This is a genomic window from Flavobacterium sp. PS2 (assembly GCF_046250155.1).
Taxonomy (GTDB): Bacteria; Bacteroidota; Bacteroidia; order Flavobacteriales; family Flavobacteriaceae; genus Flavobacterium.
Window position 1 is genome coordinate 441,990 of the sequence record NZ_CP176426.1, and the last position, 11,995, is coordinate 453,984.

Consider the following 11,995-nt stretch of genomic DNA (forward strand, 5'->3'; position numbering starts at 1 on the left):
ATGATATCATAGCGCATTTTCCTGAATTAATAAGAACTTTTCATCTTATCTTTTATGGCATCTAAACATAAATTATTGATGCTTCCTTCGTGTGTATGTTTTGTTTCTTTAGGCGACTTAAATGTGCCGTTTTCTAGCTGCTCTGCAACTTCTTTGTAGGCATCTCTAAACGGCATTCCTGCTACAACCATTTCATTTAGTGTATCTACGGTAAATAGGTAATCGTATTTTTTATCGTCTAGAATACGGTCTTTTACGGTGATGTCTTTTATAGAGAAAATCGCAATATCTAAACAAGCTTTAAGGTTTTGGATTGCTGGAAACAATCCTTCTTTTAAAAGTTGTAAATCTCTGTGATATCCGCTTGGTAAATTATTTGTTATTAATGTGATTTCGTATGGTAATGCTTGGATTTTATTGCATTTACCACGAATTAATTCAAATACATCTGGATTCTTTTTATGTGGCATTATGCTTGAACCTGTTGTAAGGTGTGATGGCAAACTGATAAAATCAAAGTTCTGACTCATATACAAACAAACGTCCATTGCAAATTTAGATAATGTTGCAGCTACACTACTCATTGCAAAAGCAACAGTTTTCTCTGCCTTACCACGGCTCATTTGAGCTGCTACGGCATTATATTTTAAGGTTTCGAAACCTAGTTCTTGCGTTGTAAATGTTCTGTTTATAGGAAATGAGCTTCCGTATCCTGCAGCAGAACCTAGTGGGTTTTGATCTACAATTTTGGCAGCTGCATTTAGCATCGTAATATCATCGATAAGACTCTCGGCATAGGCTGAGAACCACATCCCGAATGATGATGGCATTGCTATTTGCAAATGTGTATATCCTGGCAATAATACATTTTGATGTTTCTCAGCAGATTCCATTAACAAATCAAAAAGACTTTTTACTTGTTCTTTTAATGCTTTTACTTCATCTTTTAGGTATAAATGCACATCGACTAAAACTTGGTCGTTACGTGAACGTGCTGTATGGATTTTCTTTCCTGCATCGCCTAGTTTTACTGTTAGTAAATATTCGATTTTGGAATGTACGTCTTCAAAACTATCTTCGATTACGAAATTTCCTTTTTCGGCATCGACAATAATTTCGTTTAATGCATCTACTAACGAATTGGTTTCATCGGCTGTTAAAAGTCCGATTTGTCCCAGCATTTTTGCATGAGCTATTGAACCTAATGCATCGTATTTTGCCAGAACCAAATCTAGTTCTCTATCGTTTCCAACAGTGAAATGTTCGATTTGTTTGTCTGTTGCAATTCCTTTTTCCCAAAGTTTCATAAGCTGTATGTTGTTTTGTTTCACAGAGTTTCTCAAAGAAAAACTCAAAGATTCACAAAGTTTAATTTTATTACTATGTTTCTTTATTTCCTAAATGCCTTAGCCCCGATAACAGTGAAAATCCTTTTGTGCCGGGGTTCGGCATAAAAGATTGTAACGAATAGCGGAAAATAGCTCCTTATCCTTCGACTCCGCTCAGGATGAGAAAAAAATAACTATTATAATTTAAAGAAATCGGTTAGTATTTTAATATACAATTCGATTCCTTCTTCGATTTCGTTGATAAAAATAAATTCGTCTGCCGAGTGTGAGCGTAACGTTTCTCCTGGTCCTAGCTTTAATGACTGGCAACTTAAAACCGATTGATCGGAAAGTGTTGGCGAGCCGTAAGTTGTTCTTCCTAAAGCGATTCCGGCTTGTACTAAAGCGTGTGCAATTGGAATAGACGAAGCGTTAAGATGCATAGACCGTGGCGTTACTTCGGCTTTTACATTAGCTTTTACAACTTCCAGAATTTCGGTGTTGGAATAACGGTCGGTTACGCGAATATCGACCACCAAATCGCATTCTGACGGCACTACATTATGTTGTTTTCCTGCGTTTATCTGGGTAACGGTCATTTTTACTGGTCCTAAAACATCGGATATTTTATCGAATTTATAATTCCTAAACCATTCCATTACGGGAATAGCGTTGTATAATGAGTTATCGTCGTTTTGGTGTGCAGCGTGGCTTGCTGTTCCTTTTACTTTTACATCAAGAACTAATAATCCTTTTTCGGCTACTGCTAATTGCATCAATGTAGGTTCTCCTACAATAGCACAATCCAACTCTGGCAAATGTTGCAAAACGCTGTTTAATCCGTTTTTTCCGCTGCTTTCTTCTTCTGCCGAAGCTACTATTACCAGATTATAAGGTAAGTTTTCATTATTGTAAAAATGTACAAACGTCGCCAATAACGAAACCAAACATCCTCCTGCGTCGTTGCTTCCTAAACCGAATAATTTGCCGTCTTTTACAATTGCTTTAAACGGATCGTTGGTATATGCTTGATTCGGTTTTACTGTATCGTGGTGCGAATTCAGTAATAGTGTTGGTTTATTTTTGTCGAAATATTTATTGAAAGCCCACACATTATTGTTCTCTCTTTTAAAAGGAATCTCGTTTTGATTGAACCAATTTTCGATTAAAAGTGCCGTTTGATCTTCTTCACTTGAAAAAGATGGGGTTTCGATCAAACTTTTTAATAATGCTATTGCTTCTTGAGTAAGCGTTTCTATATTTTTCATTTTTTGATAGGTACTGAAGTCTATCCCGAAGCTTCGGGGCTGAGGTTCTAAGATTACAAAAGTCTTGGTTTCTTAGAAACTTAGCAACTTTTTTCTTTTATAATTTAATAGTTGTATGCAATATATTGGAATTTTGCAACATACTATGATGTCCAATTTTTATGGTCTGAACTCCCTTAGACAGACTATTAAAACAATTGTCTAGTTTTGGAATCATTCCGGAATGAATTACTTTTTCGGCTTTTAGTTTTTCGTAAAATTCGGCGTTTATTTCAGTAATAACCGAATCATCGTCTTCTGAATCTGACAAAACACCTTGTTTTTCAAAACAATAGGTAAGCGTAACATCAAAATTTTCGGATAATGCAATCGCTAACTCGCTTGCAATTGTATCGGCATTTGTATTTAGCAATTGTCCGTTTTTATCGTGCGTAATGGCGCAAAAAACTGGTACAATATTGTTTTCTAGCAATGTAGCCAATAAACTTGTATTTACTTGTTTTACATCGCCTACAAATCCATAATCGATTGTTGGATGGTTTCTTTTTGTCGATTGGATTAAATTTCCATCGGCTCCCGAAAATCCAATTGCATTATTGTTTTTTGCCTGCAATTGTGCTACAATATTCTTATTGATTTGTCCTGCATAAATCATCACGACAACATCCAGCATTGCTGCATCGGTTATACGACGACCATCTATCATTTGCGGAACTAAACCAATACTTTCAGCCATTTTTGTAGCCGATTTTCCACCTCCGTGAATCAATACTTTATGTCCTTCTATCTTAGAGAAATCAGTTAAGAATTTCTCCAATTCTGATGGATTATCGATTATATTACCGCCAATTTTTATTAATGATACTTGCATATTTTTATGGGTTCAGAGGTTCTTAGGGACAAAGGTTCAAAGGTTGTGATAGATTGAACTTAAAAAAAACTATGATGCGTATTTTTCTAAGTATATATTCTCTAAAATTCTTACTAATCTATTTCTTTTTATTCTTCTAGTCTCTATCAAATCTCTTAGAAAGGTCATTTCAATGCATAAAATAATAGGTACTAACATTAAAAAAATTAGCACTCCAATTACTTTATAAAATTCAAGATAATCTTTTAGTTCTTTAGCAAAATTCACAAAGCCTCCTAGAAAAGCCCCAAAATATATACCTGTTAAAATAATAACAGAATTAACTAAAAATGAATATTTGAAATTTTTATTCTCAATTTCCCTCTTAATACATTCAATTAAAAATAAAAGATTTTCTTTATTAAAGATTTTTTCATTATTAAGTGATTTTTTAAATTCTTCTTCTTGAATTTCTCGAATAGCTTTATAACTAAACTTTTCAAATTCTAAATGAACATAAACATATTTTTGTTGTATTATTATTTTTTCCTTTTCATTTGAAAAGTTTAAAAAATATATTGCCAAAATAATTCCTACAATAAAGCAAAAAATAGTAAAAAAGATATTCATATGAAGAAAATATAAACCTAACATACAAAATATCAAACTAGATATTGAAACCAAAATTAATCTTATTTTCCACTTTATATCAAAATACTTATATATCAAATTCCAAGTTGAAAGCTTAGAATTTATTAAAATAATCTCTTCTATTTTACTCATTTAAACTTTTATTTAAAAAAAACTCTATCCCTTTACACCTTTGTACCTTTATTTATAACTTTTTAAGAATCTTCTGTAACACCAATTGTGCTGCGTATGTTCTGTTATTGGCTTGCTCGATTACAATTGAATTTTCGCCATCTAAAACTTCATCACTTACAATTACATTACGACGAACAGGAAGGCAATGCATGAATTTTCCGTTGTTGGTTAATGCCATTTTTTCGGCAGTAACTGTCCAATTTGGATCTGAATTAGTTACTTTTCCGTAATCATTAAAATTACTCCAGTTTTTTACATACACAAAATCGGCATTTTCAAATGCTTTGTCCTGATCGTATTCTATTTTAGAATCCTTAGTAATTTCTGGACTTAGTTCGTATCCTTCGGGATGTGTAATTACAAAGTCTACATTTTTTTTCATTTGCATCATTTCTACAAATGAGTTAGCAACTGCTTGTGGCAAAGCCTTAGGATGTGGCGCCCAAGAAAGTACTACTTTTGGCTTGTGCTTAGTCTTAAACTCTTCCATTGTAATAGCATCTGCCAAAGATTGCATCGGGTGACGAACAGCACTTTCCATATTTACGATTGGAACTGTAGCGTATTTTAAGAATCCCGAGATAACAGTTTCTGCATAGTCTTTTTCTTTATCTAATAATCCTGCAAAGGCTCTAATAGCAATAATATCGCAGTATTGAGAAACTACTTCGGCAGCTTCTTTGATATGTTCTGAAGCTCCTGAGTTCATAATCGCTCCATCCTCAAACTCTAGCGTCCAGCCTTCATTGGTAAAGTTCATTACCATTACGTTCATCCCTAAATTTATAGCGGCTTTTTGAGTACTTAAACGCGTTCTTAAACTCGGGTTGAAAAATAACATTCCTAAGGTTTTGTTCTTACCCAGGTGTTGGTTTTTTAGTGGTTTTTTCTTGATTTTTAACGCACCTTTTACCCATTTTGATAATGAGTTGATATCTTGAATTGAAATATAGTTCATAATATATTGTTTAATCGTTTTTTGTCTAATTGTTTAACCGAATGACCAATTAACCAAATCAACATTTTTTAAGAATAGTATCTGTTTTTATCTGTGTCTTTGCCTTAGCAAATCCGCATCATCCGCGTTCTTCTTTTGATAATCATCATAATTTGAATTAAAAATATAGTTTATGTTTTCTTTATTTATTGTTGTGTTTTTTTAAAATCCGTTTTAATCCGCGTTTTGCTTTAGCAAATCTGTTTCATCTGCGTTCCATCACACAATCTTGGTAAAAGGAATTTCATCCTTTAATGCTTTTAGAATAAAATTATCTTCTAATCCGTTTACAATCCAGGTTTCGATATTTGCTGCTTTGGCGATTGCTGCTGCTTCAATTTTTGATTGCATTCCTCCTGTTCCGTGTGACGATTTAGATTCTCCTATTTCTTTTTCTAAAAGCCGCAGATCATTTACTAAAGTTATCGTTTCTGGCACTTCATTATGTATAGATTCTTTTGTGTAAATTCCGCTTGTATTTGTGGCAATTATCAAGATATCTACATTTAATAAAACTGCCGTTAATGCTGCTAATTTATCGTTATCTCCAAACTGAATTTCGTCGGTTGCAACGGTATCATTTTCATTGATAATCGGAATGTAATTATTCTCGACCAAAACATTAATTGTATTTACAATATTGATTTTGGATTGTTCTTTTTCGAAATCTGAATAGGATAGCAGACATTGCGAAGTTAATAATCCCAAATCACTGAAGTTCTCATGGAAAATCCGCATTAAATGTGGTTGTCCGATCGATGCCAAAGCTTGTTTTACAATAATCTCTTTGCCTTTGCTCTCTAGTTTCACAAATTGTTTCGCTGCTGCAATAGCTCCGGAACTTACGATTACAAATTCGTATTTGTCATTTAAAGCAGCAATTTGCATTCCAATATCTTCAATCTTTCCTCTCGAAATATGATTGGTTTCTTTGGTTAGTGTATTGCTTCCTATTTTTAATAAAATCCTTTTTTTAGTCATTTTTTTTAAGTGGCTAAGGTTCTGAGTTACTATCCCGAAGCCTCGGGACTAAGTTTTTATATTGTAAACGTTTTTACCGCAAACGGCGCAAGGTTTTATATTCTGTTTGTGTTTACAAACGCTAAGTTCGCAAAGCTATATCTATAGTTAAATTCCAAATTTTAAATTCTAAATTCCAACAATCGAGAATCATTAATCTATCCCGAAGCCTCGGGACTTAAATTCTAAGAAATCTAACTATCTAATAATCTAAGATAGTCTAACAATCTAAGAAGTCTAATTATCGTATTTGCCCTTCTCCGTAAATATACCACTTATTGGTAACCAGATGTTGCAATCCGATTGGTCCCCGCTGATGTAATTTATCTGTGCTTATGGCTAATTCTCCGCCTAAGCCCAGTTGTCCTCCATCGGTAAATCGAGTTGATGCATTATGATAAACTGCCGCTGCATCTATTGATTCCATAAATTCTTGGGCAACATCATTATTTCTTGTAATAATCGCAGCCGAATGTCCGCCACAATACTTATTTATTTTTGCAATAGCATCTTGTTCTGAATCGATTGTTCCTAATACGATTTTATAATCAAGAAACTCTTCGTACCAAATATCTTCATCTTTTAGAACACTTGTGTTCGTAAAAGATTCTAATGTTTTATCTACAATAATCTCAACTTTCGATTCATCTAGTTCTTCTATTAAAATGGCTAGAAAACCTTCAAAATTTGGCAATCGTGAATCTACCAAAACTTTATCTACAGCGTTGCAAGCCGAGATTTTAGATGTTTTTGCATTCAGAATCACTTTCAAAGCAATATCGGTATTTGCTTCTTTATGAACGTAAACAAAATTATTTCCTCGTCCGCTTACTATTACAGGGCAACTAGCATGTGCTTTTACAAACTCTATTAATTTTTCACCTCCACGTGGTACAATTAAATCTACTTTTTGTGTTGGTTTTTCTAAAAAAGTTTGAGTTTCTTGTCGAGTAAAATTTAGATATTCCACCCATTCTGTCGAAACATTATGCGCTGCTAAAGCCTGATGCCATAAACTCACAATCTTTAAATTGGATTTTAGCGCTTCTTTTCCGCCTTTAAGCAAAATTTTATTTCCTGATTTAAAGGCAATTCCACCAGCTTCGATAGTTACATCGGGTCTTGATTCGTAAATAATCAATATCGTACCAAAAGCTGCTGTTTTATTACTGACTTTAATTCCGTTATCGTGTACAAAATGAAACCTTTCCACGCCAACTGGGTCTTCCTGAGAAGCTAATTGATTCAATGACAGAATCATTTCGTCAATCTTGGCGCTATCTACTTTTAAACGTTCTTCCATTGCTAAATCTTCGCCATTGTAAGCGGCTAAATCAGCTTGATTCGTCAGAATAATTTGGTTTCTTTCTTCTTCAACAAGCTTTGCCATCGAGAGTAAAACCAAATTTCGCTTTTCAATTGATAAATGGTGGTTCATAATTTTTGTAGTTGGTTATTTTTGGTTGTTTTCTAAAATCTAGTTTGTGTTGAGAGATATAAATCTGCGTATAAAACTCCGTAATAAAGTGAAATATTTACTACTATCCATACTCTCCTTTTTATACTATTATCCGAGGAAAAATAAATCCTTGAAATCTGCATTATCAATATTATAACAGAAGATAATCCAATTAAAAAACATACAACAAAAAGAATTAGGTTTATCATTTCTATATGTTTCCAAATAACAAACAAACTTTGAAAGCTACTAATTAAAATCGCCCAAAAAATGATAATCAAATATGCTAATGACTGATATTTGAGAAACAAATGTGAAATCAAAAAATTATTGTTCATGTCTTTTAATTTTAAATCCATAAACTATTTTTTTTTGCTCACTTTCCTTTACTAAATTATATTTTTTAGCTAAAGCATTTTCTTCATTTAGCTGAACTTTTTCTTCTTTCAATTTATAGGTGAATATTAAAGAATCATAACATTTACAGCCTATTTCTTTCTCAATCAAAGGTGCGTATTTATTAATTTTTTCTTTAATGAAAGAATCACTTTTGATTTCTGAAAGTTCAATTTTAAAATTATCTAAAGAATCTAGCTTTAGATTCTCACAATCTCTCAAATACCATAGATCAACTTCATTATTATAAGTATCAATTTCTATGTCTTCTTGCTCATTGATTTCATTTTGCATTCTTCCCAAAACTTTTTCAAGTCCTACAGAAGGAACATAATCAGGAGCCCTTCTCATTCCCCAAGCAAATGGATTCAGAAAAAGCAACATTGGTAGTAAAACACTAATTACCAATATAACACCCCAAATATTTTTTAATGCTTTCATTTAATATTGAAGCTCTTCTAAACTTTCTTTTAATGCAACGATAAAGGTATCAATATCAGATTTCTTCACAGTTAATGGCGGCAAAATTCTCAATAGATTTTTGTTGTTGGCACTTCCTGTAAAAATGTGCTTTTCGGTAATTAATTTTTTACGAAGCGGACCAATTTCAAAATCGAATTCTACTCCGAGCATTAATCCTTTTCCTTTTACTTTTATGATTTGAGGAACTTGCTTGATTTGCTCAAAAAAGTAAGCCGAAACTTCGTTTACATTATCCTGTAATTTCAATTTTTCGATTACATCCAGAACCGCAATTCCTGCTGCACAAGACAAATGGCTTCCTCCAAAAGTAGTTCCTAATAATCCGAAACTAGCTTCAAATTCTGGCGAAATCAAAATAGCTCCAACTGGAAATCCATTCCCCATTCCTTTTGCAACCGAAATAATATCGGCTTTTATATTGTGATGTTGGTACGCAAAAAACTTTCCGCTTCTTCCATAACCTGATTGTACTTCGTCTAAGATTAAAACTGCTCCGTATTTTTTACAAGCTTTTTCTAAAGCCTGAAAAAACTCAGTTGTTCCTTCGTCTAAACCTCCTACTCCTTGAATTCCTTCAATAATTACACTCGAAACATCTCCCTTTGCCAGTTCTGCTTCTACTAATTCGATATTATTAAGAGGCAAAAAAGTAACTACTTGTTGTGCATTTATTGGAGCTACAATTTTTTTATTGTCTGTAACTGCAACGGCTGCCGAAGTTCTTCCGTGAAAAGAATTATCAAAAGCAACAACTCTTGATTTTCCGTTATGGAATGAAGCTAGTTTCAAAGCATTTTCATTCGCCTCTGCTCCTGAACTACATAAAAACAGTTCATAATCTTCTAATCCAGAAAGTTTCCCTAATTTCTCAGCTAATTCTACCTGCAAAGGATTCTGAATTGCATTGGAATAAAAACCTAAATTATCTAATTGATTTTTAAGTTTTGCTACATAATCTGGTTGTGTGTGTCCAATAGAAATTACCCCATGTCCACTATATAAATCTAAATACTCTACTCCGTTATTATCTGTAATAGTACAATCTAATGCTTTTACAGGTGTTATGTCATAAAGTGGGTATACGTTAAATAAGTTCATTTTTTTATTATTTAAAGATTTAAAAATTGAATAATTTAAAGATTCTGCGAGATGAATTAATTAAAAAGATTAAGCTTTGAAATAATTTTTTAATCTTTCAATTTCTTTAAAATCCGCTTGGTTTCAAATGTAAACCTGTCGTTTCTGGTAATCCAAACATTAAATTCATGTTTTGAATTGCTTGTCCAGCAGCTCCTTTGGTTAGGTTATCGATTATTGAAGTAATCAATATCCGGTTTCCACTTTTAGTTAAGCTTATTATACATTTGTTCGTTTGTACCACCTGTTTCATATTGATGTTGGTTGTCGTTACGGTTACAAACGGTTCGTTTTTATAAAAATCTTCGTATTTCGTTACGATTTCATCTAAACTTTCTTCGACAGTTGTATATAAAGTTGCAAAAATTCCTCTTGCAAAATCTCCTCTGTTCGGAATAAACAACAATTCGTTTGAATAATCTGCCTGCAATTGATTTATACTTTGGTTTATCTCTCCCAAATGCTGATGATCAAATGCTTTGTAATGTGACATATTACTTAATCTCCAACTAAAATGTGTCGTTTCTGAAGGATTTACTCCAGCTCCTGTACTCCCTGTTGTTGCATTAATATGTACATCGTTATTTAAAAGCTCATTCTTTGCCAATGGTAATAATGCTAGTTGAATTGCTGTTGCGAAACAACCTGGATTAGCAATGAATTGTGCTTTTTTGATAGCGGTTTTATTCAGTTCTGGTAAGCCGTAAATGAATTCTTTTCCATCAAAATTAGCGTCTTTGTTTAATCTAAAATCATTTCCTAAATCAATAATTTTAGTATGACCCGCAAATTTATTTTCTTTAAGAAACGAAATCGATCTTCCGTGGCCTAAACACAAAAACAACACATTTACATCTGGATTAAGAGCATCTGTAAAATCCATTTCGATATCTCCCAATAAATCGTGGTGCGCTACATGAAGTGGCTTTCCAGCATTGGTTGTACTGTATACAAAATCGATGTTTACATTTGGGTGATACATCAATATTCTTATCAACTCCCCAGCTGTATAGCCTGAACCGCCAATTATACCAACATTAATCATAGTCTAAGTGATTTACAGATGAAAATATATTTTGAGCATTTCCTAAAATCTTAATAAACCCTTTAGCATCGTCTGATGTCCATGCATTATTCATTTCTCCGTATTGACCAAATCCTGTATTCATTAAATCATTATCTGATTCGATTCCGTCAAGCGAAAAATGATATGGTTTAAGCGAAACAGTTACAACTCCATTAACCGTTTTTTGCGTGTCTTGCAAAAACGTTTCGATGTTACGCATTACTGGATCCAAAAACTGACCTTCGTGAAATAACATTCCGTACCAGTTCCCTAATTGCTCTTTCCAATATTGTTGCCATTTACCAAGTGTATGTTTCTCTAATAAATGGTGTGCTTTGATGATAATTAACGGAGCAGCAGCTTCAAATCCTACTCTTCCTTTAATACCTATAATAGTATCACCTACGTGAATATCTCTACCAATTGCATATGCATTTGCTAATTTCTCTAGCGCTACAATATTATTTGATGGTTTATCTGTTTTACCATTTATTCCAACTAATTCTCCTTGTTCAAAATGTAAAGTCACTTTTTCTTCACCTTCTTTTTGCAATTGCGAAGGATATGCTTCACTAGGTAATGGTGTACCAGAAGTTAAAGTTTCTTTTCCTCCTACACTTGTTCCCCAAAGTCCTTTATTGATAGAATATTGTGCTTTTTCCCAAGAATAATGTACGCCATTTTTAGACAAATAATCTACTTCTTCTTGTCTTGACAATTTTAAATCTCTAATTGGAGTAATTATTTCAATCTCTGGAGCAATTGTCTGGAAAATTAAATCAAATCTAATTTGGTCATTTCCTGCTCCTGTACTTCCGTGTGCAATTGCCTCTGCTCCTACTTTCTTAGCATATTTTATTGCTTCAATAGCTTGAAAAACACGCTCGGCACTTACAGATAATGGATAAGTATTATTTTTTAATACGTTTCCGAAAATCAAATATTTTATAGCTTTATCATAATACTTATCTACGATGGTAAGATTTGCATGTTGTGCACTTCCTAATTCGTAAGCTCTTTCTTCAATAGCATTTAATTCTTCTTCATCGAAACCTCCTGTATTAATAAGTACAGTGTGGACTTCATATCCTTTTTCATTTTTTAAATATTTAAGGCAATACGAAGTATCTAATCCTCCGCTATAAGCTAATACAACTTTTTTCATA

The 11,995-nt window shown here is 33.0% G+C and carries 11 protein-coding genes; all 11 read right to left on the reverse strand.

All coding sequences use genetic code 11. The features are described from left to right. Positions 1-26 precede the first annotated feature (26 nt). Positions 27-1,307: an argininosuccinate lyase gene (gene argH, locus ACJ6WR_RS01870; RefSeq protein WP_039120229.1), complete on the reverse strand. Its 1,281-nt coding sequence runs from the start codon at positions 1,305-1,307 to the stop codon at positions 27-29. Positions 1,308-1,525: 218 nt separating this feature from the next. Beyond that, complete coding sequence (locus ACJ6WR_RS01875) at positions 1,526-2,596, reverse strand: M20 family metallo-hydrolase (RefSeq protein WP_409416902.1); 1,071 nt, start codon at positions 2,594-2,596, stop codon at positions 1,526-1,528. 97 nt (positions 2,597-2,693) lie between these two features. Continuing rightward, the gene (argB, locus tag ACJ6WR_RS01880) at positions 2,694-3,467 is read right to left on the reverse strand and encodes an acetylglutamate kinase (protein ID WP_409416903.1); all 774 of its coding nucleotides are present in this window, start codon (positions 3,465-3,467) and stop codon (positions 2,694-2,696) included. A 69-nt stretch (positions 3,468-3,536) separates the two neighbouring features. Continuing rightward, positions 3,537-4,229 carry a hypothetical protein gene (locus tag ACJ6WR_RS01885; RefSeq protein ID WP_131450982.1) on the reverse strand — a complete coding sequence of 231 codons (693 nt, stop codon included), beginning with the start codon at positions 4,227-4,229 and terminating at the stop codon, positions 3,537-3,539. A 52-nt stretch (positions 4,230-4,281) separates the two neighbouring features. Further along, complete coding sequence (locus ACJ6WR_RS01890) at positions 4,282-5,229, reverse strand: N-acetylornithine carbamoyltransferase (protein WP_409416904.1); 948 nt, start codon at positions 5,227-5,229, stop codon at positions 4,282-4,284. 258 nt (positions 5,230-5,487) lie between these two features. Beyond that, on the reverse strand, positions 5,488-6,249 hold the full coding sequence (gene proB, locus ACJ6WR_RS01895) for a glutamate 5-kinase (protein WP_039113045.1): 762 nt from the start codon (positions 6,247-6,249) through the stop codon (positions 5,488-5,490). Positions 6,250-6,529: 280 nt separating this feature from the next. Then, a complete protein-coding gene (locus ACJ6WR_RS01900) occupies positions 6,530-7,726 on the reverse strand; it encodes a glutamate-5-semialdehyde dehydrogenase (RefSeq protein ID WP_409416905.1) in 1,197 nt (398 codons plus the stop codon). Between the two features lie 348 nt (positions 7,727-8,074). After that, positions 8,075-8,584, reverse strand: a complete 510-nt coding sequence (locus ACJ6WR_RS01905; RefSeq protein ID WP_409416906.1) for a hypothetical protein — start codon at positions 8,582-8,584, stop codon at positions 8,075-8,077. Continuing rightward, positions 8,585-9,724 carry an aspartate aminotransferase family protein gene (locus tag ACJ6WR_RS01910; protein ID WP_409416907.1) on the reverse strand — a complete coding sequence of 380 codons (1,140 nt, stop codon included), beginning with the start codon at positions 9,722-9,724 and terminating at the stop codon, positions 8,585-8,587. A gap of 106 nt (positions 9,725-9,830) precedes the next feature. Beyond that, positions 9,831-10,808, reverse strand: coding sequence for an N-acetyl-gamma-glutamyl-phosphate reductase (argC, locus tag ACJ6WR_RS01915; RefSeq protein WP_409416908.1), 978 nt, complete (start codon positions 10,806-10,808; stop codon positions 9,831-9,833). Next, positions 10,801-11,994: an argininosuccinate synthase gene (locus ACJ6WR_RS01920; protein WP_039113051.1), complete on the reverse strand. Its 1,194-nt coding sequence runs from the start codon at positions 11,992-11,994 to the stop codon at positions 10,801-10,803. Before ACJ6WR_RS01920 ends, argC begins: the two co-directional genes overlap by 8 nt. Position 11,995: the final 1 nt, after the last annotated feature.